This window comes from Micromonospora sp. NPDC005173, from assembly GCF_040608515.1.
In the GTDB taxonomy this organism is placed as follows: domain Bacteria; phylum Actinomycetota; class Actinomycetes; order Mycobacteriales; family Micromonosporaceae; genus Micromonospora.
In genome coordinates, this window is the sequence record NZ_JBEXIK010000071.1 from 1 (window position 1) to 25,316 (window position 25,316).

Here is a 25,316-nt window from a genome sequence, read left to right on the forward strand (position 1 = left end):
AGTTCCCGCCGTACGGCCAGGTGGCGACGGTGTCGAGGCGGTCGGTTACCTCGTCGCCGGTGGTGTCCACCAGCCGGGTGAGCCGCTGCTTCTGTGTGGGGTGGTACTAGAGAACGCCCAGGTCGCGCGCCGACTGGTTACGGCTGTTCATGGCGACGGTACGGGCGGATCGGGTTGCCTCAGTGCTCGTGGTGGTACGACCGGCCTGAGGCCGGCGCATTCGAGCCCGGGACAACGCTTCGTGGAGTAGTTGCATCTCAAAGGCTCCAGTCGGTACGTGCAACATCGTTTTCTCACTCGCTGCCGGTGTGACACCGGCGTAGTTGGGACGGATCGGGAACATGTCAGGCTGCCAGCCGGACCGCGCCACGCACCTCGGACAGCCCACTGGCCGCCAGGCGCGCCTCGGCCTCGACCCGGAGCTCGGCGTCACGGGCGACGTCCTCCTTGCGCGGACGGCCACGGGGCCGCTTGCGCGGGACGACCGCGCCACGCTCGAAGATCTCGCCGCCCCAGACGCCCCACGGCTCCGCTCGCTCCACCGCTCCAGCCAGGCACTCGACGCGCAGCGGGCAGTCCCCGCAGAGCGACTTGGCCAGCTCGAGCTCGGCAGGCGAGTCGGAGAACCACAGGTCGGGGTCGAACTTCCGGCAGGGCAGGTTCGCCTCCATCTCGACGCTCACGTCGAGGGGGGCCAACGCCAGACTCATCGCCCGGTCACCTCTCTCTCACACTTCGATCTTGTGGATCGCATTCCGACGTACTTCGGCAGGGCAAAAAACTGAGGCCGCGGATCCCGGTATGCGGGTTCCGCGGCCTCGAAGTGAGCCGGTGTCTGATAGTCAGACCGGTCTACCTCGAGGTGGAACGCCGCGGACATCCATGCGCTTCTTGGCGCCCTGAATGCCCATGCCCGTGAAGCCACTGGTCCCCTCGACTCCGGTGGGTGCAACGGTCAGGTTCAGCTCGGCCTGAACCTGGTGCACCTGCGGAACCGACGGTCGTGCAGCCACAAGGGCCACCCGGACAGCCGACAGCGGAGCGTGGACAGCTGGCATCGCCGCCAGACGCTCATAGGTGAAGATCTTCACGGGTGCCACCTCCCTCAACGTTCCTCGGATCGACTGGACCAACCCCCCGTGAGCAGCCGGAATGGCGCCGCTCGCGTGGTGTGTTCTGAGGCTATTCCTCGCGCCGGGGCGAGGGCAAACGAATTTACGACGAGATTTCGAAAGTTTTCTCCGGGCAGACATCGTCCACCCCCGCGCCCCCCACCAGCGCCAGCACCGACTCCCCATAGAGGCCCAACTTGCGGGGGCCGATACCAGCGATGGCGATCAACTCCTCCGGCCGGCCGGGCTTCCGCTCGGCCAGCGCGGTCAGCGTGGCGTCCGTGAAGATCACGTACGCCGGCACCTTCTGCGCCCCGGCCACCCGCTGACGCCACTCGCGCAGCCGTTCGTGCAGCTCATCGTCGATATCGGACGGGCAGGTGGGGCAGCGGCCCAGCTTCCGATCCGGGCCGGCGAGCAGGGTGGCGCCACAGATCCGGCAGGAGACGATCTGGGTCCGGCGCCGCTCGGGGCGGCGGGCCGGACCGGTGCTGGCGACGGCCCGCTCGGTCCCACCGGAGCGGTCCAGTTGGGGGAGGAACCGCGACGGCCGCCGGGCCCGTCCGCCCGGCGAGCGTGCGGCGGCGTACGACAACCAGAGCCACTGCCGGGCGCGGGTGATCCCGACGTAGAGCAGCCGACGCTCCTCCTCGACCTGCTCGACGGTCTTGGCGTACGTGGTGGGCAGGGTGCCCTCGGCGAGGCCGACCAGGAAGACTGCGTCCCACTCCAACCCCTTGGCCGAGTGCAGCGAAGCCAGCGTCACCCCGTCCACCGTCGGCACGTGCTGCTGGGCGGCCCGGCGGGCCAGCTCCTCGGTGAAGTCGGTCAGGGTGACCGCGCGCTCCACCGAGGCCGCATCGCCGATCGGCAGCACCTCGGGGGTGGCCGCGTACTCCTCGGCCAGCTGGACCAGCGCGGCCAGCGCCTCCCACCGCTCGCGGGCGGCGCCGCCGGCCGGGGGTGCGTCCGGGGCCCAGCCGACCGCGGTGAGCGCCTCGACGACGGCGGTCGGGAGCGGGGTCTCCCCCGGGATCGACCGGGTGGCGGCGCGCAGCGCGACCATCGCCTGGCGTACCTCGGTCCGTTCGAAGAACCGCTCCGCGCCCTGCACCACGTACGGCACCTCGGCCTCGGTGAGCGCCTTCTCGTACGCCTCGGACTGCGCGTTGGTCCGGAACAGCACGGCGATCTCCTTCGCCGGCGTGCCCGAGTCGATCAACGTCCGGCAGCGGGTGGCCACCGCGGTCGCCTCGGCCGGCTCGTCGGTGAAGATCCGCAGGTCCGGCTCGGGACCGGCCGGGCGCTGCCCGCTCAACTCCAGGCGCAGCCGTGCCTCGGTGCCCCGGGCCTGGGAGATCACCGCGTTGGCCAGGCCGACCACCTGCGGGGTGGAGCGGTAGTCGCGGACCAGCCGGACCACGGTGGCTCCCCGATGCCGGCGCGGGAAGTCGACCAGGTATCCGGAGGTCGCCCCGGTGAACGAGTAGATCGTCTGGCTGGCGTCGCCGACCACGGTCAGGTCGTCCCGGCCGCCCAGCCAGGCGTCCAGCAACCGCTGCTGGAGCGGGTTGACGTCCTGGTACTCGTCGACCACGAAGTGCCGGTACTGGCTGCGGACCTGCTCGCCGACGTCCCGGTGCTCCTCGATGCCCCACACGGCGGCGCGCAGCATGTCCTCGAAGTCGATCACCCCGTTGGAGCGCTTGAGCTGCTCGTACGCGGTGAACACGTCGGCCACCTTCGTCGGCTCATGCGGGGTGTCGCGCAGCGCCCGGGCCGCCGCCACCACGTATTCCCCCGGCTCGACCAGCGACGACTTGGCCCACTCGATCTCGCCGGCCAGGTCCCGTGCGGCGGCCCGGTCGGTCCGCAGGCCGACCCGGGCGGCGGCGAGGGTGACCAGGCGCACCTTGCTGTCCAGCAGCTCGGGCATGGCCCGGCCGGCCAGCAGCCGGGGGGCGAAGTAGCGCACCTGGCGCAGTGCGGCGGCGTGGAACGTGCGCGCCTGGACACCGCCCACCCCGAGCACCGTGAGACGACTCCGCAGCTCGGCGGCGGCCCGGGCGGTGAAGGTGACCGCGAGCACGTGCCGGGGGGAGATCTCGCCGGAGAGCGCCCGGTGGGCGATCCGGGAGGTGATCGCGCGGGTCTTACCGGTGCCGGCGCCGGCCAGGATGCAGACCGGCCCGGCGGGCGCGGTCACCGCGGAGCGTTGCTCAGGGTCCAGCCCGGCGAGCACGCGTTCCGACGCTGAGTGAACCACCACAACCAGGAATCATCTCAGCTACCCCGGACGTTGCAGCGAACAGCCTCGGCTTGATCCGCAAGCCGCCGGCCGAAGGAGTTGGAGGATCCGACGATGCTGACGATGTATTCCACCCCCTGGTGCGGCTACTGCCACCGGCTGAAGTCGCAGCTCGACCGGGAAGGCATCGGGTACGAGGTGGTCGACATCGAGCAGGACCCGAAGGCCGCGGACTTCGTGATGAGCGTCAACGGCGGCAACCAGACGGTGCCGACGCTGCGCTTCGCCGACGGCAGCGCCCTGACCAACCCCTCGATCAACCAGGTCAAGCAGCACCTGGCGGCCCTCACCGCCTGACCGGTCGGCTCACCCTCGACGAGCGGCCGCCCTCTGGGGCGGCCGCTCGTCGTGTCCGATATCCGTCACCGCCCCGGCGGTCGGTGGGTGCCGGCCACCTGCCGCTCGGCGTCCTCGGCCGGGCGGCGGGGCGCCGGAAGCGTCGGACGGCTCGGCGGCGTCGGCGGGCGGGCACCGGGCGGCGCGCTCAGGTGCCGGCCTCGCCAGAGGTAGCCACCAGCGGCCATGGTGGCCACCCCGATCAGCGCGAACAGCGCCCGGTAGTCCAGGAACCCGACCAGCAGGGCGCCCGCGCCGATGGAGAACGCCTGCGGCCCGCTGATCACCGCCTCGGTGGCCGCGGCCACCCGGCCGACCAGCCCCGGCGGGGTACGTCGCTGGATCAGCGTGTGCAGGCCCACCATGGTCAGCGGGAGCGAGACGCCGGCCAGCAGCACCGCCGCGAACCCGAGCCGGAGATCGGGGTACGCGAGCGCGAGCGCGGCCGGCCCGAACAGGGCAACGCCGGTGGCCAACGTGCCGACCTCGCCGAGCCGGCGAATCAGCGCCGGCGAGCAGAGCCCACCGAGCAGCCCACCCACGCCCTGCACGGTGACCAGCACGCCCACGAACGCGGCGTCCCGGTTCAGCCCCTGGTCGACGTAGGCGAAGATGAGCGACTCGCTGAAGCCCATCACGAGCGACCCGAGTCCGTAGCCGAGCAGTGCCCGGCGCAGGGCCGGCTCACCGGCCAGGTGTCGCAGCCCGGCACCCAGCTCGGCCGGCCAGCGCAGCCGCACGGTCGGCGGCGCCGGGTGCGGGGTGGGCAGCGCGGTCACCACCGCCGCCGCGGTCAGGAAGCCGACCATGCCGATTCCGGCCAGCGCCCATCCGCCGATCGCCGCGTAGAGCGCCGCGCCGGCCAGCGGGCCGATCAGCCGCAGCCCCTGTCGTACGGTCTGCAGCACGCCGTTCGCCTCGGCCAGCAACTCCACCGGCACCAACTGCCGGATCAGCCCGCTGAGTGCCGCGCTGAGCGTGATGTGGGACAGGCCGTACAGGGCCGCCACCAGGTAGACGAGCCAGACGTCGCCCGCGTCCCGGACCGTGAACAACGGGGTGAGCAACGCCGCGGTGACCAGGTTCGCGGCCACGAAGAAGGGCCGACGCGGGTAGCGGTCGACGAACCAGCCGACCAGCGGCGCCAGCGTCATCGGTGCGATGACGGCGAAGATCGTTGCGCCGGCGAGCCCGTCGGATCCGGTCAGGTCCTTGACCCAGATGGCCAGTGCGAGCAGCAGGATCGACTCGGCGGTCATGCTGGCCAGCAGGCCGCCAAAGAGCAGGCGGAAGTCGGGTCGGCGCAGGACGGTGCGCATGGGTCCCTCCGGCGGGATGGCGTGCTCGGGTAGGCGTGGTCGTCTTTTTCTGCAAGACACGCCCCCGCCGGAACGTCCGACGCCGGCCGCGCCGTCCATACTGACCGTGGGGGGCGAATCTCATACAGTTACCGTTGCGTCTGCAGCGGTCGACGGGAAAGAGGACACTGTGCCTCCTGCCGCACCCAGCCCGATCCTGCGTCGTCGCCGGTTGGGCGTAGAGCTGCGCCGCCTGCGCGAGGCCGCGGGCCTCACCGGCGATCAGGTCATCGAGCGGATCGGCTGGGCCTCCGCATCCAAACTGTCCCGTCTGGAAAACGGCCGCAGCCGACCGGACCCACAGGATGTCGGCGACCTGCTCGACCTCTACGGCGCCGACGAGGCACTGCACGAGGAGCTGCTCGGGATCACCGGCGAGGCCGGTGACATGCGGGGCTGGTTGAAGAACTTCCCGGTGATGACGCAGCAGCAGCGCAGCTGGGCCGAGTTGGAGGCGGGCTGCGCCGAGATCTCCGAGTACAACCCGGTGCTGGTGCCGGGTCTACTGCAGACCCCCGGGTACGCCCAGGTCCGGATCGTCTCAGCCCGTCAGGTGGGTGAGGGCGCCGGCGAGCCGACGCCTGGCGAGGAGCCGGAGACCGAGGTGCAGGCGCGACTGGCCCGCCAGTCGCTGCTGACCCGGGAGCCCGACGCGCCGCGCTACACGGCGGTGTTGGAGGAGGCGGCCCTCGGCCGCCGGGCCGGGCCGCCCGAGGTGCTGCACGAGCAGCTACTTCAACTCTGCGAGCTGGCCCTGCTACCCAACGTGACGCTGCACGTGTTGCTTCGTGACACTCAGATCGGTAATTGGTACCTTCCGCCGACCGCGTTCTCCCTCTACCGGTTCGCCGATCCGCTCGATCCGGAGACGCTGGCCATCGAAGGGGGGTTCACCGACGTCATGTCGACCGAGGCAATCGCACTAAATCGCTATAAAGTGGTGTTCGAGTGGCTATGCACGGCGGCACTGAACGCGTCGGACACCCTCTCCTGGCTGATCGAGGCGACGGGACGGCTGACCGAGGCGGCGCCCCCATCCACAGTGGCGTTCGGGCCGGCAACGGCGCCGACCCAACGCCGCCGGGCTTCGGGGCGGCTGACGGAACGGTGATCCACGGGGGACCCTCCGTCGGGGCGTGCGGCACCACTCGTCCCATCGGAGCGGTTCACATCAGGAGTGGAACCATGAACGACATCCGCAACACACCGTCCGTTCCCGCCTTCGACCTGGCGGATGCCCCGTGGCGTACCAGCACCCGTAGCCAGACCTCCAACTGTGTGGAGGTCGCCCCGCTGGGCACCGGCCCGTCGGCTGTCGCGCTGCGCGACAGCAAGGACCGGGGCGGCCCGGTGCTGCTGTTCAACCGGGCGGGATGGCTCGGCTTCATCTCCGGAGCGAAGAAGGGCCAGTTCGATCTGAACTGATCCGGTGATCGGACGGGGCCGTCGGCGCACTGCCGGCGGCCCTTTCGCTTTTTCCGGCTGCCGACCCCGCTGACCAGCCATCCGCCGATCAGCCGAGGCTCGAGACCAATAGGTGCGTTTCAGTTGCCGAGACGAACACGCGGCGTAACATGGCCGTCGAGTACGTGGAACTTCCATTCTGGCTCATCCGTCGCGGTTCATCCGGAGACCCTTATGCGGTTCCTGATAGTTCGCACCGACATCCGCGCCGTCGCTGACGGGGACATCGCCGCCGCCTGGGCCGACGGCCACCGACTCCGCGACGAGACGACCACCCCAGAGCCGCGCCGGCAGACCGTACACGCCGACGATCTGGACGCGGCGCTGCTGCTGGCCCGAGCCCTGGCCACGGTCGGCGCGGTCCGCGCAGGCAAGCAACGGGTCAAGGTCCTGCCCCTCGGCGAGCCCCGGCCCACCTTCCGACACCGACCGGGTCGCACCGGCACCTGACCAACCAGACGTCCGTCGTGGTCGGATCGGCTCCCCCGCCGCGTTTCTCGCCCTAGCCGACCACGACGGCCCGTGTTCCCGGCCCGTGACCGCCGCGGCAACGGCGGCCACGGGCCGGGACCGTGCTCACTGGTCGACGTCCACCCAGCCGTCCAGCCAACGGTGGATGAGGAACAACGCGATCGACGACGGCGGCGGCAGGATCAGCCGGGCCCCGTCACCCACGTCCACGGTCCGCCCGGCCAGCGCCGCCCCGATGTCCCGACGGGAGAACCACCGGGCGTACGCGATCTCGGACGGGTCGACCCGCACCGGGTCGGCCGGGTCGGCGGTGGCCAGGAAGCCCAGCATCAGCGAGCCGGGGAACGGCCAGGCCTGGCTACCCACGTACCGAATGCGCTCGACCCCGATGCTCACCTCCTCGCGGACTTCGCGCAGCACGGCAGCCTCCGCCGACTCCCCCGGCTCGACGTAGCCGGCCAGGCAGGAGTAGCGCCGACCGCCCGGGGTGCCCGGCCAGCCGGCGTTGTTGCCCAGCAGGCAGCGCCCGTCCGGGCCGTCGACACCGTCGTGCACCAACACGATCATCGCCGGGTCGGTACGCGGCCAGACCCGCCCGCCGTTGCGATCCACCCGGGACCAACCGGCCTCGTCCATCGCGGTCGGCGCTCCGGTGGCCGCCGAGTAGCCGTGCCGGGTGTGCCAGTTGACCAACGCCAGCGCGGTGGTGAAGATGCCGGCCTCCCGGTCGGCGAGCAGATGACCCACCTCGCGCAAGTTGACCGCCCGGGTGCCCGGCAACGCCGGCAGCGGCGTGTCGACCGCGAAGACCGGCACCCCGTCCGGCTCGACACCGAGGAACATCGCCACCGACTCGGACCCGACCGGCACATCGGCCGCCCCGAACAGCACCAGCGACGGAGGCGGCCCGTCGGTACGGGCCAGCGTCCGCCCCTCGTTGGTCGAGTCGAGCAGCAGCACCCGGGCCCGTAGCCACGCCTCGGTCAGCCACAGCGAGTCGCCCCGCCGGTGGGCGGCCCGGTCCAGCGTGGACCGGGCCAGCGGTGGCTCCGTCTCCCCACTCACGGCGCGCCCTCCTCAGCCGGCGCGGCCGCCCGGCTCACTGCTGCACCGGCTCGGTCCGGACCGTGGTCAGCGCGGCCAGCCCCGGGGTGACCCGCTCGGCGTCGCCGAGCACCACGACCGCAGCCCGGGCCGGCGCGAGGTAGTCGGCCGCCGCCCGGGCGACGTCGTCGATGGTCACCTTCGCCAGCCGGGCCGCGTACTCGGCGAGAAAGTCCAGACGCAGCCCGTTGCCGGCGTACGCGCTGGTCAGCGCGGCCAGCCCGGCCTGGGTGGACATGCCGAGCTGGAGGGTGCCGAGGGCGTACTGGCGCGCCTGCTCCAGCTCCTCGGGCTTCGGCGGCAACGACGCCAGCCGGCCCAGCTCGTACGTCGTCTCCAGCAACGCCGGGCCGGTGACCTCGGTGGCCACCTCGGCGGCGGCGACCAGCACCGACCCGGCCACCGAGTGCTCGATCACCGAGTGCGGCCCGTACGTGTAGCCCTTGTCCTCACGGATGTTCTCCACCCAGCGGGAGGAGAAGTAGCCACCGAAGACCAGGTTGGCCAGTTGCAGCGGGGCGTGGTCGGGATGGGTGCGCGACACGGCCGGCAGCGCGATCCGCAGCGAGGACTGCACCGAGCCGGGCCGGTCCACCAGCAGCAGCGGCCCCGGCTCCAGCGGCGGGGTGGGCGGCAGCTCGGCGGTGCGCCCGGCGCCGGCCCAGCCGCCGAGCGCCCGCTCGGCCGCGTCCAGGGCCTTCTCCGGCTGCACGTCGCCGACCACCACCAGTTGCGCGCCGGCCGGGTGGACCCGCTCGGAGTGCAGGCTGCGCAGCGCAGCCGGCCGGACGGCGCGGATCTGACCGGGCTCCGGGGTCTGCGTGGCGTACGGGTGCCGGCCGTAGATCCGCTTCAGCAGCGCCTCCCGGGCCAGGAACGCCGGTTGGCTCTGCGCCACCTGAATCCGGTCGACCAGACGGTCCCGCTCGGTGGCCACCTCTTCGCTCGGGTAGCTGGCACCGGTCAGCACCTCGGCCAACAGCTCCAGCATCCGGTCCAGGCCGGTGACCAGGCCGGCGCCGGACAGCATCAGCCGGTCCGGATCGACGCCTGCGGAGAGCCCACCGCCCACCTTCTGCAGCTCGGCGGCGATCTGCACGCTGGTCATCGACTCGGTGCCGGAGAGCATGGTCTGCGAGAGCATCGCGCCGCGGGCCAGGTGGGCCCGACCGAACGGCACCCACAGCCGCAGCTCGACCAGGGGCACGGCGGGCCGGCGTACCGCGATCACGGTGAGGCCGTTGCTCAGCGTGCGTTCGGCCTGCTTGGGCACCTTGAGCTTGCGGGTGGGGCCGAGCGGCGGCAGCGTACGCGGCCCGGCGGGAGCGGTGGTGGTCACTGAGTCACCTTCGATCGCGACTGCGGGGCTCGCAAAACCGGCTCACTCCTCGCGCTCACCGAGCACCTCCGGCGATGACCTCGACGGCGGCGCGGCGCTCCGGGCGCAGGGTGGCCGCAGCGGTCCGGACCTGCTCCTCGGTGACCTCGCCGACCAGCCGGGGCAGGTCGTTGAGCAGACCCGGTTCGCCGCGTTGCTGTTCCAGGACGGCCATCCGCAGCGCTCGGCCGAGCACCGCGTCGGTGTCCCGCAGCAGGTGGGTCGCCATCCGGGCCTGGGTCCGGGCCAGCTCGCCCTCGGTCAGCCCGTCGGTGGCCAGCCGCTCCAGCTCCTCGTCCATGGTGCGCAGCACCTTGTCCACGTCGCCGCCCGGCGGCAGGTGCGCCTGGAGCAGCAGCGCCGTCGGGTCGCGCACGTCGAACGGGTCGCCCATGAAGCCGAGGTAGCCACCGAGGCTGGTCACCGTGCGGTCGCGCTGGACCAACCGCTCGACCAGCCGCGACGCGTCGCCGTCGGTGAGCACCTCGGCCAGCACCACGTACGGCAGGTAGCCGGCGAAGTCGCTGATCGGGTCGGGCACCCGCCAGGCGCCGGCCACCGCCGGCAACGGCGCCAGCTTGTCGGTGTACGAGGTGCGCCGCTCGGTGGTCAGGTCGGGCTCGGTGAAGTCGGGCCGCTGCGGAGCCGGACGGGCCGGCACGTCGCCGAAGTGCCGGGTGACCAGCTCGGTCGCCTCGGCCACGTCGATGTCGCCGCTGACCGCGAGCACCGCGTTGCCGCTGGCGTAGTAGCGGCGGAAGAAGTCGGCGGCGTCGGCGACGGTCGCCGACTCCAGGTCGACGAAGGACCCGTAGCCGTCGTGCGCGTTGGGGAAGGTGTCGAACATGACCGGCGGCAGGGTCAGCCAGGGGAAGCCACCGTACGGCCGGTTGAGCACGTTGACCCGGATCTCCTCCTTGACCACGTCGACCTGGTTGCGCAGGTTCTCCTCGGTCAGTCGGGGGCCGCGCATCCGGTCCGCCTCCAGGAACAGCGCGCGCTCCAGCGCGTTGCTCGGCAGCGTCTCGAAGTAGTCGGTGTAGTCCAGGTGGGTGGAGCCGTTGAAGGTGCCACCGGCACCCTGCACGTGCCGGAAGTGGGCCAGCTTCTCCAGGTTCTCCGAACCCTGGAACATCAGGTGCTCGAAGAGGTGGGCGAAGCCGGTACGCCCCTCCGGTTCGGAACGGATGCCGACGTCGTAGACCACCGCCACCCCGATCACCGGGGCACTGCGATCGGGGGTGAGCACCACCCGCAGGCCGTTGTCGAGGGTGAACCGCTCGACCGGATACTTCGTCGCTGGAATTCTGGATCTCCGCGCCGCCACGGGATCGACCCTAGCGCGTCAGCACCTCCGCTACCGGCGACCTCCGCGGAGCAACCGCCACCGGGTGGGCCACCAGGGGCAGCACCTCGGCGCCGACCCGCTCGGCCTCCTCCCGGTGCGGCCAGCCGGAGAGGACGAACTCGTCGACGCCGAGCGCGGCGTACTCATCGATCCGGGCCGCGACCTCGGCGTAGCTGCCGACCAGCGCGGTGCCGGCGCCCTCGCGGACCAGGCCGACCCCGGCCCAGAGGTTCGGTGCGACGGTGAGCCCGTCGGTGCGGCCGGCGTTCAGCGCGGCCATCCGGGCCTGACCGACGGAGTCCATGCGACGGAACCGGGCCTGGGCGGCGGCGATCCTCTCGCGGCTCATCCCGGCCAGCAGCCGATCGGCCTCCGCCCACGCTTCGGCGCTGGTCGGCCGGGCGATGACGTGCAGCCGGAGCCCGGTGCGCAGGACGCGGTCGTGCTCGGCTGCCAGTGCCCGGATCCGCGTCGCCCGGGCCTCGATCGCCGCCGGTGGCTCACCCCACATCAGGTACACGTCGGCCTGGCGGGCCGCCACCGCCTCGGCGGCCGGGGACGCACCGCCGAAGTAGACCGGCGGCGGGTCGGCCAGCGGGCTGGCCAGGCCGCCGCCGTCGACCCGGTAGTGCGCGCCGTCGTAGTCGAAGGGCCGGCCGGCCCAGGCGCGGCGGAGCACCTCGATGAACTCGCCGGTGCGCGCGTACCGGTCGTCGTGCCCGAGGAAGTCGCCGTACGCGCGCTGTTCGGCGGGGTCGCCGCCGGTGACGATGTTGAGTGACAGCCGGCCACCGGAGACGGCCTGGAACGCCTCGGCCTGCTGGGCGATCAGCGTCGGCAGCGCGAAGCCGGCCCGGACCGCGACCAGCATGCCGAGCCGCTCGGTGTGCTGGGCGACCGCCGCGCAGACGATCCACGGGTCGGGGCAGCCGGCGCCGACCGGTGTGAGCACGGCGGTGAAGCCGTGCGCCTCGGCTGCCCGGCCGACCTCGGCCAGGTACGCCACGGTGGCGGCCCGGTCGTGCCGGGCGGCACCCGCCGTGACGGTGGCGGCGCCGACCTGATGGCCGTCGCCGGAGGTGGGCAGGAACCAGTGGAAGGTCATCGCGGAGTCGCCTCTCTACCGGTTGCCGAGGTGGCACTTACCCTAGCAAGCCAGTAGGAAATGCCGACATATCTGAGACCCGACATCCCGGCATGTGGATGGGTCTTGACGCTGACCTCGGCCTGGCCCACTCTTCCTACCAACTAAGTAGGAATACTGCGGATTGGATGGACGATGAGACGGCTCCCCCTGCGCCGGTTGGTCACCCTGGCCACCCTCGCCGTGGTCGGCGCGGCGACCCTGGGCACCACCGCCGCGTGCGGCGACGACAGCGAGGGCGCGGGCGGCAGCTCGGGCCCGGTGACGCTGCGACTCGGCTACTTCCCCAACATCACCCACGCGCCGGCCGTCGTCGGCGTCGAGAAGGGCATCTTCGCCGAGAAGCTCGGCGCCAACGTGAAGCTGGATCCGAAGACCTTCAACGCCGGCCCGGCCGCCATCGAGGCCGTCTTCTCCGGGGCGCTGGACGCCACCTACATCGGCCCGAACCCGACGGTGAACGCGTTCTCCAAGTCCAAGGGCGAGGCGGTGCGGGTCGTCTCCGGCGCCGCCTCCGGTGGCGTGGCGCTGGTGGTCAAGCCCGGCATCAACGGCCCCCAGGACCTGAAGGGCAAGAAGGTCGCCACCCCGCAGCTGGGCAACACCCAGGACGTGGCGATCCGCTACTGGCTCAAGGAGCACGGGCTCACCACCACCAAGGAGGGCGGCGGCGACGTCAAGATCGTGCCGCAGGAGAACGCCCAGACGGTGGAGACGTTCAACAGCGGCGCGATCGACGGCGCCTGGGTCCCCGAGCCCTTCGTCTCCCGGCTGATCAACGCTGGCGGCAAGGTGCTGGTCGACGAGCGCGACCTGTGGCCGGACCGGAAGTTCGTCATCACCAACCTGCTGGTCAGCACCAAGTTCCTCAAGGCGCACCCGGACGTGGTGCAGAAGCTGGTCGACGGCCAGGTGGCCGCGAACGAGTTCGTCAACAGCAAGCCGGACGAGGCCCAGCAGGCCATCTCCGACGCGATCGGGAAGATCACCGGCAAGCCGCTGGACCTGAAGCTGATCAAGCAGGCGTGGCCGACGTTGGAGTTCACCAACGACCCGATCTCCTCCTCCCTGAAGACCGGGCTCGACCACGCCGTCGAGGTCAAGCTGACCGACCCGGTGGACCTCAAGGGCCTGTACGACCTCACGTACCTCAACAACGCGCTCAAGGCGCAGGGCAAGCCCGAGGTCGTCCAGCCATGACGTCGACCACGACGACGCCCGGGAGCGCGACCACCGCGGTCGCGCTCTCGGGCGTGACCAAGGTGTACGGACGTGGGGCGAACGCCGTACTGGCCCTGGACGGCGTGTCGCTGGACGTGGCGCCGGGTGAGTTCGTCTGTCTGGTCGGCGCCTCCGGCTGCGGCAAGAGCACCCTGCTCAACCTGGTCGCCGGGCTGGACCGGCCCAGCGGCGGGCAGATCGGGCTGGCCGGTGACGCCAACCCGGGGCTGATGTTCCAGGAGCCGGCGCTCTTCCCCTGGCTGACCGTCGAGGCCAACGTGGAGGTGCCGCTCAAGCTGCGTGGGCTGCCCCGAGCCGAGCGCCGTGAGCGGGTGGCCGAACTGCTGCGGACGGTGCACCTGTCCGACTTCGGTCGCAAGCGCCCGCACGAGCTGTCCGGCGGGATGCGGCAGCGGGTCGCACTGGCCCGCACGCTGGCCCTGGACACCCCGGTGCTGCTGATGGACGAGCCGTTCGGCGCGCTGGACGCGATGACCCGGGACATCCTGCACGACGAACTCGAACGGATCTGGTCCGAGCGCAAGCTCTCGGTGCTCTTCGTGACGCACAACGTCCGGGAGGCCGCCCGGCTGGCCGACCGGATCATCCTGCTCTCCAGCCGCCCCGGCCGGATCATCTACTCCACCGAGGTGGACATTCCGCGTCCACGTCGGATCGACTCCCCCGACGTCGCCGCCATCGCCGCCGAGGTCACCGAGCGGCTCCGTACGGAGGTGGGCCGCCATGGCCAATGACACCCTCACCAACACGGCGCGCACCGACGCGCAGATATCCGGCCTCGACGCGCTGGAGATCGCCGGCCGGGACAAGGAGACGTCCCGGGCCACCCGGCTCTGGGCGGCCACCTGGCCCAAGCTGGCCGCGCTGGCCATCGTCATCGCGGCCTGGCAGTTGGTGGTCTGGTCGGGCTGGAAGCCGCCGTACTCGCTGCCGGGGCCGCTGGTCGTCGGCCGCGAGCTGCTGGCCCAGGCCCAGGGCCCACAGCTCTGGGAGGGCCTGCTCACCACGCTGCGCCGGGCCGCCGTCGGGTACCTCTTCTCGGTCGCGGTCGGTCTGCTGCTGGGCCTGGCGGTGGCCCGGTCCACGGTGCTCCGGGCCGCCATCGGCTCGATGATCACCGCGTTGCAGACCATGCCGTCGATCGCCTGGTTCCCGCTGGCCATCCTGCTGTTCGAGCTGAGCGAGAAGGCGATCTTCTTCGTGGTGGTGCTCGGTGCGGCACCGTCCATCGCCAACGGGGTGATCTCCGGTGTGGACTACGTACCGCCGCTGCTGCTGCGCGCGGGTCGCAACCTGGGCGCGCGCGGGCTCAACCTCTACCGGTACGTGATCGCACCGGCCGCGCTGCCGGCGATCGTCGCCGGGCTCAAACAGGGCTGGGCGTTCTCCTGGCGCAGCCTGATGGCCGGCGAGCTGCTCGTGGTCGGCATCTCGCAAACCTCGCTCGGCGCTCAGCTCACCTACTCCCGCGAGCTGTCCGACGCGCCCTGGCTGCTCTCCACCATGATCGTCATCCTGGTGCTCGGCCTGGTCGTGGACGCCGCGTTCGGTGCGGCGGACCGAGCGATCCGACGCCGCTGGGGCGTGCTGGACCAGGCTGGTCAGTGACGTGTACGTCTCCGCGCGCAGCGACTACGCGCTCCGGGCGATGCTCGCCGTCGCCGCCGCCAGTGTCGGCGGCGACGGAGAGGGCGGTGGCGGAGAGGGTGACGGTGGCGGTGGCGGCGAGCTGGTGAAGGCGGCCAGTCTGGCCGAGGTGCAGGGAATACCGCTCAGCTTCCTCCAGGGCATCCTGCTCGACCTGCGCCGAGCCGGCCTGCTGCTCAGCCATCGCGGCAGCGACGGCGGGTACGCGCTGACCCGCCCGGCCGATGAGATCACCGTCGGGGACGTACTCCGAGCGGTCGGCGGCTCGCTGACCACGGTCCGCGGACTGCCCGCCGAGCGGGCCGGATATCACGGGGTGGCCGCCGGCCTGACCGACGTCTGGCTGGCGGTGCACGGGGCGATCGCCACCGTGGTCGACAGCACCACCCTCGCCGACCTGCTCACCCATCACTCGACGGACCGCGCCCCCACAGCCTCCTGATCAGGGCGGTGTGGTCGGGCCGGTGCCCCGCCGACCCGACCACACCTCGTACCGATCCGGACCGGGCCTGCCCCTCCGCCGGCACCGGTCGGGCCGGCCGCTGCTCAGCCCACGTGTGCGACCGTCGGGCCGGAGCCCGGGTCACCGGGGCTGTGCAGCTCCACCAGACCGGCGGGAGCGTTACCCGCCGGGGTGGCATGCCAGGGTGCGAAGGCCGCAACCATGGCGAGCAACAGCCCGGCGAGCGCGACCGCGACCACCAGGATCAGTTCGCGCAGCGCCCCCGAGCCGGCTTCGCCCGCCATGGTCACCCCTCCCGTGCCGGGCCCCCCGCCCGACTTTCCCCCGCCGGTCAGCTTCGACCACCGACGCCCCCGACGCAGTCAGCCAGCCGACCCAACTGAGGCTGATTACCGACTCAGCCGAGCGGAACAGGCGGCACGGCGGGCGGGCCGAAGGTGCGGCCACCCCGCCACCACTGCGCCACAAACGGACCGACCCGCCCAGCCGAAGCGGGGCGGGTCGGTCGGGCGTACGGATCAGACGGTGCGGGGGCGACGCGGGCGGCGGGACCGACCCGACGCACGGTGCGCCGAGCGGCCGGCACCGTCGGCGACCGAGCCGCCGGACCCACCGGCGGTACGTCCCCGACCAGCGGCAGCCTGCGGGGCGGCGACGATGGTCACCGGCACGCCGGAAGGCTCGCGGGCACCGGTCACCCGGGCCAGCGCCTCGTCACCCGGGCGCACCTGGACCGACTCGGGCCGGATGCCGGCGACTGCCATCAGGCGGGACACGTCCCGGCGCTGCTCCGGCAGGACCAGGGTGACCACGCTGCCGGACTCTCCGGCCCGAGCGGTCCGACCGCCCCGGTGCAGGTAGTCCTTCGCCTCGGTCGGCGGGTCCACGTTGACAACCATGTCCAGGCCGTCGACGTGGATGCCCCGGGCCGCCACGTCCGTGGCGACCAGGGCGGTCACCTGGCCGTTGCGGAACTGCTCCAGGATGCGGGTGCGCTGCGGCTGGGACTTGCCGCCGTGCAGCGCGGCCGCGCGTACCCCCTTGGAGAGCAACTGGCGGGCGAGCCGGTCGGCGCGGTGCTTCGTACCCATGAACAGGATGGTGCGGCCCTCACGGGCGGCGATCCGGGTCAGCGCGTCGGGCTTGTCCACCGCGTCGACGTGCAGCACGTGGTGGGTCATCGCGGTGACCGTGGCGGTGCCCGGGTCGACCGAGTGGGTCACCGGGCTGCTCAGGAAGCGGCGGACCAACCGGTCAACGCCGCCATCCAGGGTGGCCGAGAAGAGCATCCGCTGCCCCTGCGGCGCGACCTGCTCCAGCAGCTTGGTGACCTGCGGCAGGAAGCCCATGTCGGCCATCTGGTCGGCCTCGTCCAGCACGGTGATCTCTACCTGGTCGAGCCGGGCGTCGCCACGGTTGATCAGGTCGTGCAGCCGGCCGGGGGTCGCCACGACCACCTCGGCGCCGGCGCGCAGGGCGTCCGCCTGACGCTGCAACGACAGCCCGCCGACGACGGTGACGCAGCGCAGCCCGACGGCGCGGGCGTACGGGGCCAGCGCCGTGGTGACCTGCTGGGCCAACTCGCGGGTCGGCACCAGCACCAGGGCCAGCGGGCGGCCCGGGCGGGCCCGGTGGCCGGCGGTGCGGGAGAGCAGCGGAAGCCCGAAGGCGAGGGTCTTGCCGGAGCCGGTGCGACCCCGGCCGAGCACATCCCGGCCGGCGAGCGAGTCGGGCAGCGTGGCCGACTGGATCGGGAACGGCTCCGTGATGCCCTGCGCGGTCAGCGCGCTGAGCAGCGCGGGTGCCAGACCGGTATGGGCGAACGAAGGAATAACAGTGGTCACGCAAAAGCCTTCCTCGACGCGGCACGTGTCGAGGGAGGGCGCCGAAGACGGCGCTGTCGCCAGCGGAAAAAGCCGCCAGGACTCACAAGCACGAACCGAAGGGGGTACGGGCCGGCCCGCCGCCGGGCCGCCGCCTGCTTACGCAGGTCGACGGCGGAGCGGGCCGGTCCCGTCACCGCCGCGCCCGGAGGGCGCGACAGGTAATGCCGACCGATCCGAAGATCAGATCGGGCGGATGTTCTCCGCCTGCGGGCCCTTCTGGCCCTGGGTCACCTCGAACTCGACCCGCTGGTTCTCGTCCAGGCTCCGGTAGCCGGAGGACTGGATCGCCGAGAAGTGGGCGAAGACGTCAGCGCCGCCGCCGTCCGGGGTGATGAAGCCGAAGCCCTTGTCAGCGTTGAACCACTTCACGGTGCCAATAGCCATGTGTTTCGTCTCCTTGACGGAACGTCGGACTCGCACTTGTTGCGAGCCCGAAGAGGAGCGCTCCGCGCGGGAATGCGCGAATCGCCTGTCGCTTCTGGTCGCCCCGCCCGGAGAACTCCGGACACAACAAAGAGCGCCTGGGGCCACAATCCCGCCAGGCGCACACAGAGTCTCTGGTAACCAAAACTGCAACCCGTTCAACCTACCACGGATTTTCCCGCCATGGTCAATGTCGGGCGGAATCTTCGGGCAACTTGGCAATCAGGGCCGTGAGCCCGGTCACGTCCAGCAGGTCGGCGGGGCGCACCGTCGCCCCGTCCCGGACGTAATGGAACGCCGCGCCCACCCGGTCGACCGGCACCCCGGCCAGCTCCGCCCAGGCCAGCCGGTAGACGGCCAACTGCACCGCGGCAACCTCCGCCGCCGGACCGGAGGGCTGCGCACCGGTCTTCCAGTCGACCACGTCGAACCGGCCGCCCGGCCGAGCGAAGACAGCATCCATCCGCCCCCGGACCACCACTCCGGCGATCACCGTGGCGAACGGCACCTCCACCTCCACCGGTGCCCGGTCGGCCCACTCGCTGGCCAGGAAGCGCTCCTGAAGCTCGACGAGCGCCTCGTCCGGCGCGGCATCCGCGTCGGCCGCGCCGGGCAGCTCGTCCAGGTCGAGCAGCCGGTCGGCGCCGAAGCGCTGCTCCAGCCAGGCGTGGAAGGCCGTGCCGCGGCGGGCGTACGGGTTGGGTTCGGTGGGCACCGGGCGGCGCAGCGTCCGGGCCAGCGCCGCCGGGTCGCGGCGCAACGCGACCAGCTGGGTGACGCTCAGCTGGCCGGGCAGTGCCACCTCGACCGCGCCGGAGAGCCGGGTCAACTCGGCCCGCTCGGCCAGCAGCAGGTCCGCCTCGCGCTGCCAGCGCACCACCTCGGGATCCACCTCCGACCCGCCGGCGACCACCAACTCCGCCGGTCCATCGCTCATCAGACGGCGGACCAGCCCGGCAGCCTCGGCCAGCGCCGGCCGACGGCCACCCAGCGGGTCGGCCGGCCACTCCGCGCGGAGCACCACCTCGGCGGTCGGGTTCGTCGCATCCGGGGTCGGTTCCGGCGCCCACGCGTCGACCAGGTGCCCCGGGCCGCCGTCCAGGCAGGCGTCGTACACCTCGCGCAGGAAGACCGACGGGCCACGCGGCCGCTTGGTCCCCTCCCCCCACCAGTAAGCCGAGCAGAGCAGCAGCCGGCGCGGCCGGGTCACCGCCACGTACGTCAGCCGGCGCTCCTCCCGCTCGTCGTGAGCCCGCCAGGCGTCGGTGAAGTCGGTCACCGCCCGAGCGACCGCCCGCTGGTCCGCCGCCTCGTCGAGCGCCAGCTCGGGCAACCCGTCGACGTCACCGCGCAGCGGGAACGGCAGCACGCCCAGCCCGCCCAGCCAGTGGTCGGAGTTGCGCACCGGCCCGGGCCACAGCCCACGGCTCAGCCCCGCCACCGCCACCACGTCCCACTCCAGCCCCTTGGCGGCGTGGGCGGTGACCACCTGCACTGCGCCCTCCACCACCTCGACCTCGCCGGGGGCGAGGCCGCGCTCCTCGTCCTCGGCGGCGGCCAGGTAGGACAGGAAGCCGGCGAGGGTCGCGCCGGGGGTCTCCCCGCTGAACCGGGCCGCCACGTCGCCGAGGGCATCCAGGTGCCCCCGGGCCAGGCCGGCGTCGCCAGCGCCGTCCCGGCCGGCCCGCACCGCGACCTCCACGTCCAGGCCGATGGTCCGCTCGATGTCCGCGATCAGGTCCGGCAGTGCCTGGTCCAGGCGGTAGCGCAGCAGCGCCAGCTCCCGGCCGTACGCGCGCAACCGCGCGAAACCCTCCGCGGAGTACGCCTGCGCCGGGCCGAGGTCGGCCAGCGCCTCCACCAGGGTCGCCTCGTCCAGCAGGTCGGGACTGATCTCCGAGGTGTCGTCGGCGGCCAACCGCCGCCGGGCGTTGGCGATGGCCCGGGCCCGCCGGTGCAGGGCCACCAGGTCGCGCGGCCCGATCCGCCAGCGGGCACCGGTGAGCAGCCGCAGCAGGGCGGCACCGTCGGTCGGGTCGGCCAGCACCCGCAGCGTGCACACCACGTCGCGGACCTCGGGGGTGTCCAGCAGGCCACCCAGCCCGACCACCTCGACCGGAAGACCGCGCTCGCGCAGCGCCGACTCGATCGCCGGGATCTGACTGCGGACCCGGACCAGGACGGCGGTGGTCGGGCGCTGCGCCACCGGGATGTGCTCGGGCGCCGCGCCCGGCATCCGGGCCGCGCCACGCCACGCCGCGAGCACGCTGTCGGCGATCCAGTCCGCCTCATCGGCGTACGTGGGCAGCAGTGCGCAGTGCACCGTGCCACCCGCGGCCCCACCGGGGCTGCGGTGCGGGATCGGATCCCGGACCGTCAGCGCGGAGCGCAGCTCCGGCACCCGGGCACCGGCCGCGCGCAGCGGTGTGGACAGCGCGTTCGCCACCCGGAGGATCTCCGGGCGGTTGCGCCAACTGGTGGTGAGCCCGAGCGCTGCGGCCGGCTGACCGTCGGCCCGGGCGAACTCGGTCGGGAACCGGTCCAACGTTCCGGCGCTGGCCCCCCGCCAGCCGTAGATCGACTGGCACGGGTCCCCCACCGCCGTCACCGGGTGCCCGCCGCCGAACAGGGCGTTGAGCAGCACCACCTGGGCGTGGCTCGTGTCCTGGTACTCGTCGAGCAGCACCACCCGGAAGCGGTCCCGCTCGATCTCGCCGACCCCCGGGTGGTCCCGGGCCACCCGGGCCGCCCGGGCGAGCTGGTCGGCGAAGTCCATCGCCTCGAAGTCCTCCTTGCGCCGGGCGTACGCCCGCACCAGCGGCAGCAGGCGCAGCCGGGTCTGCTGGAGGGCGAGCGCCTTGCGCACGTCGGCGTAGACCCGACCCGGCCGGGACTGCACCTCGGCGAAGAACCGCCCGGTCCAGGCCGCCAACTGGTCCGGGGCGACCAGGTGCTCGTCCAGCTCCCCGGCGAGCGCCAGCACCGCGTCGGTGATGGTGCTCGGCATCCGGTCCACCTCGGACATGTCGCCGTCGTAGTTGCGCACCAGCAGGTCGACCAACTGCCAGCGGGACGCCTCGGTGAGCAGCCGGGTGGACGGCTCGTAGCCGGCCCGCAGCCCGTGCTCGGTGACGATCCGCCCGGCGTACGAGTGGTACGTGGAGACGGTGGGCTCGCCGGCCAGCGGATCGTCCAGCGGGTCCCGGCCCTGCCGGCCGACCCGGCGGATCAGCTGGTCGAGCCGGGTCCGTACCCGGTGGGCCAGCTCACCGGCCGCCTTACGGGTGAAGGTCAACCCGAGGATCTGCTCCGGGCGCACGTACGAGTTGGCCACCAGCCAGACCACCCGCGCGGCCATCGTCTCGGTCTTGCCGGACCCGGCCCCGGCGACCACCAGCAGCGGCTCCACCGGGGCGGCGATGATCGCGGCCTGCTCCCGGGTGGGCGCCGGCAGCCGCAGCAGCTTGGCCAGCTCCACCGGGGTGTACCGGGGGCCGGAATCGGCGAGTCGAGGCGCCGGCGCGGGGCCGGCGCCGAACAGGGTGGGCTGGGTCACCGTCCCGCCTCAGCTCGCGACTGCGGGGCTCGCAGGACCGGCTCGCTCCTCGCGCTCACGGCGACATCGTTCGTGACTGCGGGAATCGCACGCTCACTCCTCGCCTTCACGGATGCTCCGGGTGGTCGGCGGTTCGACGACCTGGCGCCCCTGCCCGGAGACCGGGCAGCTGGTGCGCACCGGGCAGACCCGGCACTTCGAGTTGGCCACCGCGGCGAACGTGGCGGCTGCCATCGTATCGGCGGTCCGCCGGACCAGCGCGGTCGCCCAGCCGGCCGCCGGCCCCTCGCCGACCGCCGGCTGGTTCTGCTCCCTGGCGTCCTTGGCGGAGGTGCCGAGCTGCACCAGCGCAGCACCCCCGGACTCGTCGCCGAACTCGGCGAACGCCCCCGCCTCCACCGCCGCCTGGTATGCGCCCAGCTGCGGGTGCTCCGCCAGGTCGGTGCCGGTGACCGCGGTGGACTTGCCGGTCTTCAGGTCGATCACCACCAGCCGACCGTCCTCGTCGACCTCCAGCCGATCGACCCGACCGGTCAGGTCGACCGGCCGCTGCGGGTCGTCCAGGCGGACCGCGAACTCATGCTCGATGGCGAGCAGCCGGCGCGGGTTGGTCGCCAGCCAGCGCAGCAGCTTGTCGACCATCGCCTCGGCGCGCTCCCGCTCCGGGCCGGCCATCCACCGGGCGGCCAACTCGATCGCGTCGAACCGGGCGGCCACGTAGTCAAGCAGGGCACCTCGGTCGGCGCTGGCGTCCTCGGCGAGCATCGCGGCGGCGTGCACCAGATTGCCCACCCCCTGCGCGGTGCTGGTCGGGCCGCTGCCGCCGTGCCGTTCCAGCAGCCAGCGCAGGCTGCACCGCAGTGCGCTCTCCATCGCAGACGGAGTGACCCGTACCGGCTCGCCGTCATCCACCAACGGCCGGTCGTCGGAGAGCGCCCGCAGCCCCCACCAGTCGTCGGGGTGCGCGCCGGGCACGCCAGCGGCGGCGAGCCGTGCCAGCTCGGTCGCCGCGGCGCGCCGCCGGGCCGCCGGTGCGGCCGGGTCGGTGATCGCGGTACGCAGCTCGGCCACCAGCGCCGGCAGGGTGAGCGCCCGAGGCGGCCGGGTGACCGGCAGTGCCCCGGGCCGGTCCGGCTCGCCGTCGCCGTGAGTCGCACCGCCGCCCTCGACCGCACCGCCGCCGGTAGGCGCGGTGCTCGGAGCGCCGCCGTCGGTGAGTGGAATGCTCGGAGCGCCGCCGCTGGCGCGTGGGGTAATCGGGGCGCCGCCGTCGGTGAGCGCGGTGCGCGGGCTACCGCCGTCGGTGAGCACGGCGCTCGGACTGCCGCCGCCGGTAGGCGCGGCGCTCGGGCTGCCGCCGCCGGTAGGCGCGGCGCTCGGGCTGCCGCCGCCGGCGGGATCGCTGGTCGGCGGGCCGGTGCGGGGACCGGGCGGTGTGGACGGGTCGACCGGCCCGGTGCCCCCCGGTGGGGTGGGCGGCGCGATGGGGCCCAGCTCGTAGAGGAAACGGCTCGGCTGCTCCTCGTGGTCGTCGCCGCCGACCGCGGCCGAGGCCACGGCGCTGACCAGCAGCCGGTGTCGGGCGCGGCTGACGGCCACGTGGAAGAGGCGGCGTTCCTCGTCGAGCAACGCCGAGGTCTGACCCACCACGTTCGCTGCGGTGGCACCGCCGAAGGACCGACCCGCCAGCACGTCGACCAGCCGCTCCGAGCCGAGCAGGCTGCCGCGCAGCCGCAGGTCCGGCCAGATGCCCTCCTGCACTCCGACCACCGCGACCAGGTCCCACTCCAGGCCCTTCGCGGCGTGCGCGGTGAGCAGTCGGACCGCCGCGCCCCGGTCGGCGGTCGGGGCGATGGTGTCCGCCGGCAGGTCCTGGCCGAGCACGTGGTCGAGGAAGACCTCGGTGCGGGCACCGGGGAGCCGGTCGGTGAACCGGGCCGCCGCGTCGAAGAGCACCAGCACCGCGTCCAGGTCGCGGTCGGCCGCCTCGGCCCGTCGCCGTCGGGCCAGATCTCCCTCACCCGCCTCCGGCCGCCCCTGGCCGATCGCGCCGGCCCAGCGTTCGGCCAGACCGCTGGCCTGCCAGACGGCCCAGAGCACGTCCTCGGCGGTCGCGCCCGGACGGGCGGCGATGTCCCGGGCGGTGGCCAGCAGCCCGGCCACCGCCTGCGCCGGCTCCGCCCACCGCCGGTCGATGCCGGCCAGCTCGGCCGGGTCACGCAACGCCTCGACGATCAGCTCCCCGGACGGGCGGCGGTCCCCGCCGGCCAGCGCCAGCGCACGCAGGCCCTGCCGCAGTCGCCGCTCGGCCAGCGGGTCGGCCCCGCCCAGCGGCGAGTGCAGCAGCGCGACCGCCGCCTCCTCGTCCAGGCGGTCCGGCTCCAGCGCGCAGCGCAGCAGGAGCAGCAGCGGAGCCACCGCCGGTTGCAGGTGCAGCGGCAGATCCTCGCCGTGCACCGTGGTCGGTACGCCGGCCGCGTGCAGCGCCCGTTGCAAAGTGGGTAGCTGCAACGCGGTCGACCGAACCAGCACCGCCATCCGTGACCAGGGCACGCCGTCGAGCAGGTGGGCGGAGCGCAGCGCATGGGCCAGCCAGGCGGCCTCGCTGGTCGCCGAGCGGAATGTGTGCACCTCGACCACGCCGGCCGGGGCGTCCGGCAGCGGGTGCAGACGGCGGTGCGCGGCCGGACCCCGCAGCCGGCGGCCCAGCCGGGCGATCGCGGCGAGCAGGCCCGGCCCGGCCCGGTAGGAGGTGGTCAGCAGCACCTGCGCTGCCGGCGCGCCGGAGGCGGTCCGGAATCGGTGCGGGAAGGTGGTCACCCCGGCCGGGTCGGCGCCCCGGAAGGCGTACGTGGAGGAGTCCGGATCGGCGAAGGCGACCAGCGGCTTACCCCCGCCAGCGATCACCGAGAGCAGCTCGAGCTGGGCGGGATCGGTGTCGGCCAGCTCGTCGACGTACACATGGGCGAGCCGGCGGCGCTCGGCGGCCAGCAGTTCCTCGTCGTCGCGCAGCAGCCCGGTGGCGGCCCGGACCAGCTCGGCGGGGTCGTACGCGATCGAGCCTCGGTTGCTGACGTCGCGCAGCGCGAGCACCGCCACGTACTCCCGCAGGAACCGGGCGGCCGCCGGCCAGTCGGCGCGGCCTAGCTTCTCGCCCAGCCGGGCCAGGTCGACCGGGCCCACGCCGCGCTCGGCGGCGCGCATGAGCAGGTCGCGGAGTTGGCCGGCGAAGGCTCGGGTCCGCAGGGCGGGGCGCAGATCGGTCGGCCAGCCGACCGGGTCGTCCTCGGGCTCCTCGCCCACCACATCCAGCAGCTCGCGGATGATCAGATCCTGCTCGGGGCCGGTGAGCAGGCGGGGCGACGGCTCGCCACGCTCGGCGGCGGCCCGGCGGAGCAGCCCGAAGGCGTACGCCGGGAAGGTGCGCACCAACGGCTCGCGCAGCACCCGGTGGCCGTCCTCGGCCACCCGGGCCTCGATCCGCTGGCGCAGGGCGGTGGCCGCTCGGCGGCCGAAGGTCAGCACCAGGATGCGCTCAGGGTCGACCCCCTCGGCCACCCGGGCGGCGACCGCCTCGACCAGGGTGCCGGTCTTGCCGGTGCCCGGCCCGCCGAGCACCAGCATCGGTCCGTCGGTGTGCGCGACCACCTCTGCCTGCACCGGGTCGACCCGCCGGCCCGGCGAACCGTCCACCGACCCGGCCCCGTCGCCCCGGTCTGCCACCCCGCTGCCGACGACGCCACCACCCGCCGTGGTGTTGTCGTCAGAAAGCACGGAGCTGTCGTCGGAGAGCGCGGTGTTGTCGTCGGAGAGCACGGTGCCACCGGCGGCCACGGTGCTGCCGCCAGGCACGCTCCCGTCCCCCCGCGCCGGCCCCCCAGACCGCCGCACCAACCGGTACGCCTGCATCAGCTCATCCCATCACGCCCATACGACACCAACCCCACCCCACCTCCCGGCCCCACCCCGTCCCCCCGGCCCTCCCCACCCCCCGGCCCCACCCCACCCCATCCAGCTCCGTCGATCATGAAGTTAGCGGCGCGACACGCCGACAGCGGCGCCGCTAACTTCATGAT

21 protein-coding genes are annotated in these 25,316 nt (G+C 73.1%); 8 read left to right on the forward strand and 13 right to left on the reverse strand.

Annotated elements, in window-relative coordinates; translation table 11 throughout:
- Positions 1 to 344 precede the first annotated feature (344 nt).
- The 3 genes from ABZV00_RS35970 to ABZV00_RS35980 form a co-directional block, all read right to left on the reverse strand.
- A complete protein-coding gene (locus ABZV00_RS35970) occupies positions 345 to 710 on the reverse strand; it encodes a WhiB family transcriptional regulator (protein WP_328420094.1) in 366 nt (121 codons plus the stop codon).
- A gap of 132 nt (positions 711 to 842) precedes the next feature.
- Positions 843 to 1,091 (reverse strand): hypothetical protein, encoded by a 249-nt coding sequence (locus ABZV00_RS35975; protein ID WP_328420095.1) that lies wholly within the window; start codon positions 1,089 to 1,091, stop codon positions 843 to 845.
- Between the two features lie 124 nt (positions 1,092 to 1,215).
- On the reverse strand, positions 1,216 to 3,381 hold the full coding sequence (locus ABZV00_RS35980) for an ATP-dependent DNA helicase UvrD2 (protein WP_355614564.1): 2,166 nt from the start codon (positions 3,379 to 3,381) through the stop codon (positions 1,216 to 1,218).
- Positions 3,382 to 3,474: 93 nt separating this feature from the next.
- Here ABZV00_RS35980 and ABZV00_RS35985 point away from each other — a divergent pair, with 93 nt between their 5' ends.
- Positions 3,475 to 3,717, forward strand: a complete 243-nt coding sequence (locus ABZV00_RS35985; RefSeq protein ID WP_328420097.1) for a mycoredoxin — start codon at positions 3,475 to 3,477, stop codon at positions 3,715 to 3,717.
- A gap of 65 nt (positions 3,718 to 3,782) precedes the next feature.
- Here ABZV00_RS35985 and ABZV00_RS35990 read toward each other — a convergent pair whose 3' ends face one another.
- Complete coding sequence (locus ABZV00_RS35990; protein WP_355614568.1) at positions 3,783 to 5,075, reverse strand: MFS transporter; 1,293 nt, start codon at positions 5,073 to 5,075, stop codon at positions 3,783 to 3,785.
- Between the two features lie 169 nt (positions 5,076 to 5,244).
- On the opposite strand from ABZV00_RS35990, the gene ABZV00_RS35995 reads away from it, so the two are divergent.
- The 3 genes from ABZV00_RS35995 (at position 5,245) to ABZV00_RS36005 (ending at position 7,028) form a co-directional block, all read left to right on the forward strand.
- Entirely contained in the window at positions 5,245 to 6,225 is a 981-nt protein-coding gene (locus tag ABZV00_RS35995; RefSeq protein WP_328420099.1) for a helix-turn-helix transcriptional regulator, read from the forward strand.
- Between the two features lie 74 nt (positions 6,226 to 6,299).
- Positions 6,300 to 6,539, forward strand: coding sequence for a DUF397 domain-containing protein (locus tag ABZV00_RS36000; protein ID WP_328420100.1), 240 nt, complete (start codon positions 6,300 to 6,302; stop codon positions 6,537 to 6,539).
- 213 nt (positions 6,540 to 6,752) lie between these two features.
- The gene (locus ABZV00_RS36005; protein WP_328426087.1) at positions 6,753 to 7,028 is read left to right on the forward strand and encodes a hypothetical protein; all 276 of its coding nucleotides are present in this window, start codon (positions 6,753 to 6,755) and stop codon (positions 7,026 to 7,028) included.
- Positions 7,029 to 7,154: 126 nt separating this feature from the next.
- Here ABZV00_RS36005 and nudC read toward each other — a convergent pair whose 3' ends face one another.
- Genes nudC through ABZV00_RS36025 form a run of 4 tightly spaced genes read right to left on the reverse strand, consistent with a single transcriptional unit; the run spans position 7,155 to position 11,984 of the window.
- Positions 7,155 to 8,114 (reverse strand): NAD(+) diphosphatase, encoded by a 960-nt coding sequence (gene nudC, locus ABZV00_RS36010; protein WP_355614573.1) that lies wholly within the window; start codon positions 8,112 to 8,114, stop codon positions 7,155 to 7,157.
- Between the two features lie 34 nt (positions 8,115 to 8,148).
- Positions 8,149 to 9,492, reverse strand: coding sequence for a pitrilysin family protein (locus ABZV00_RS36015; protein ID WP_355614576.1), 1,344 nt, complete (start codon positions 9,490 to 9,492; stop codon positions 8,149 to 8,151).
- A 55-nt stretch (positions 9,493 to 9,547) separates the two neighbouring features.
- Positions 9,548 to 10,858 carry a pitrilysin family protein gene (locus ABZV00_RS36020; RefSeq protein WP_355614578.1) on the reverse strand — a complete coding sequence of 437 codons (1,311 nt, stop codon included), beginning with the start codon at positions 10,856 to 10,858 and terminating at the stop codon, positions 9,548 to 9,550.
- 10 nt (positions 10,859 to 10,868) lie between these two features.
- The gene (locus ABZV00_RS36025; RefSeq protein WP_355614581.1) at positions 10,869 to 11,984 is read right to left on the reverse strand and encodes an LLM class flavin-dependent oxidoreductase; all 1,116 of its coding nucleotides are present in this window, start codon (positions 11,982 to 11,984) and stop codon (positions 10,869 to 10,871) included.
- A 174-nt stretch (positions 11,985 to 12,158) separates the two neighbouring features.
- Between ABZV00_RS36025 and ABZV00_RS36030 the strand changes: the two genes are divergently transcribed.
- Genes ABZV00_RS36030 through ABZV00_RS36045 form a run of 4 tightly spaced genes read left to right on the forward strand, consistent with a single transcriptional unit; the run spans position 12,159 to position 15,354 of the window.
- Complete coding sequence (locus tag ABZV00_RS36030; RefSeq protein ID WP_355614584.1) at positions 12,159 to 13,223, forward strand: ABC transporter substrate-binding protein; 1,065 nt, start codon at positions 12,159 to 12,161, stop codon at positions 13,221 to 13,223.
- Positions 13,220 to 13,999, forward strand: coding sequence for an ABC transporter ATP-binding protein (locus tag ABZV00_RS36035; RefSeq protein ID WP_328420111.1), 780 nt, complete (start codon positions 13,220 to 13,222; stop codon positions 13,997 to 13,999). Before ABZV00_RS36030 ends, ABZV00_RS36035 begins: the two co-directional genes overlap by 4 nt.
- The gene (locus tag ABZV00_RS36040) at positions 13,989 to 14,873 is read left to right on the forward strand and encodes an ABC transporter permease (protein ID WP_355614587.1); all 885 of its coding nucleotides are present in this window, start codon (positions 13,989 to 13,991) and stop codon (positions 14,871 to 14,873) included. The genes ABZV00_RS36035 and ABZV00_RS36040 overlap by 11 nt, the downstream gene beginning before the upstream one ends.
- A gap of 1 nt (position 14,874) precedes the next feature.
- The gene (locus tag ABZV00_RS36045) at positions 14,875 to 15,354 is read left to right on the forward strand and encodes an Rrf2 family transcriptional regulator (protein ID WP_355614590.1); all 480 of its coding nucleotides are present in this window, start codon (positions 14,875 to 14,877) and stop codon (positions 15,352 to 15,354) included.
- A gap of 104 nt (positions 15,355 to 15,458) precedes the next feature.
- Here ABZV00_RS36045 and ABZV00_RS36050 read toward each other — a convergent pair whose 3' ends face one another.
- From ABZV00_RS36050 to ABZV00_RS36070, 5 genes are all read right to left on the reverse strand, one after another.
- Complete coding sequence (locus ABZV00_RS36050) at positions 15,459 to 15,659, reverse strand: hypothetical protein (protein ID WP_121652693.1); 201 nt, start codon at positions 15,657 to 15,659, stop codon at positions 15,459 to 15,461.
- Between the two features lie 234 nt (positions 15,660 to 15,893).
- Entirely contained in the window at positions 15,894 to 17,219 is a 1,326-nt protein-coding gene (locus ABZV00_RS36055; RefSeq protein WP_355614593.1) for a DEAD/DEAH box helicase, read from the reverse strand.
- A 222-nt stretch (positions 17,220 to 17,441) separates the two neighbouring features.
- A complete protein-coding gene (locus tag ABZV00_RS36060; RefSeq protein ID WP_101369720.1) occupies positions 17,442 to 17,645 on the reverse strand; it encodes a cold-shock protein in 204 nt (67 codons plus the stop codon).
- 226 nt (positions 17,646 to 17,871) lie between these two features.
- Entirely contained in the window at positions 17,872 to 21,240 is a 3,369-nt protein-coding gene (locus ABZV00_RS36065; protein WP_355614596.1) for an ATP-dependent DNA helicase, read from the reverse strand.
- 93 nt (positions 21,241 to 21,333) lie between these two features.
- Positions 21,334 to 25,149, reverse strand: coding sequence for an ATP-dependent DNA helicase (locus ABZV00_RS36070; RefSeq protein ID WP_355614599.1), 3,816 nt, complete (start codon positions 25,147 to 25,149; stop codon positions 21,334 to 21,336).
- Between the last annotated feature and the right edge of the window lie 167 nt (positions 25,150 to 25,316).

Excerpts from the sequence above, each read along its gene's own strand:
- ABZV00_RS36000 (WP_328420100.1), top strand. The coding sequence starts at position 6,300 with ATGAACGACATCCGCAACACACCGTCCGTTCCCGCCTTCGACCTGGCG.
- ABZV00_RS36040 (WP_355614587.1), top strand. The coding sequence starts at position 13,989 with ATGGCCAATGACACCCTCACCAACACGGCGCGCACCGACGCGCAGATA.
- ABZV00_RS36025 (WP_355614581.1), bottom strand. The coding sequence starts at position 11,984 with ATGACCTTCCACTGGTTCCTGCCCACCTCCGGCGACGGCCATCAGGTC.
- ABZV00_RS36070 (WP_355614599.1), bottom strand. The coding sequence starts at position 25,149 with ATGCAGGCGTACCGGTTGGTGCGGCGGTCTGGGGGGCCGGCGCGGGGG.
- ABZV00_RS36005 (WP_328426087.1), top strand. The coding sequence starts at position 6,753 with ATGCGGTTCCTGATAGTTCGCACCGACATCCGCGCCGTCGCTGACGGG.
- ABZV00_RS36035 (WP_328420111.1), top strand. The coding sequence starts at position 13,220 with ATGACGTCGACCACGACGACGCCCGGGAGCGCGACCACCGCGGTCGCG.
- ABZV00_RS36030 (WP_355614584.1), top strand. The coding sequence starts at position 12,159 with ATGAGACGGCTCCCCCTGCGCCGGTTGGTCACCCTGGCCACCCTCGCC.
- ABZV00_RS35985 (WP_328420097.1), top strand. The coding sequence starts at position 3,475 with ATGCTGACGATGTATTCCACCCCCTGGTGCGGCTACTGCCACCGGCTG.
- ABZV00_RS36060 (WP_101369720.1), bottom strand. The coding sequence starts at position 17,645 with ATGGCTATTGGCACCGTGAAGTGGTTCAACGCTGACAAGGGCTTCGGC.
- ABZV00_RS35990 (WP_355614568.1), bottom strand. The coding sequence starts at position 5,075 with ATGCGCACCGTCCTGCGCCGACCCGACTTCCGCCTGCTCTTTGGCGGC.
- ABZV00_RS36050 (WP_121652693.1), bottom strand. The coding sequence starts at position 15,659 with ATGGCGGGCGAAGCCGGCTCGGGGGCGCTGCGCGAACTGATCCTGGTG.
- ABZV00_RS35970 (WP_328420094.1), bottom strand. The coding sequence starts at position 710 with ATGAGTCTGGCGTTGGCCCCCCTCGACGTGAGCGTCGAGATGGAGGCG.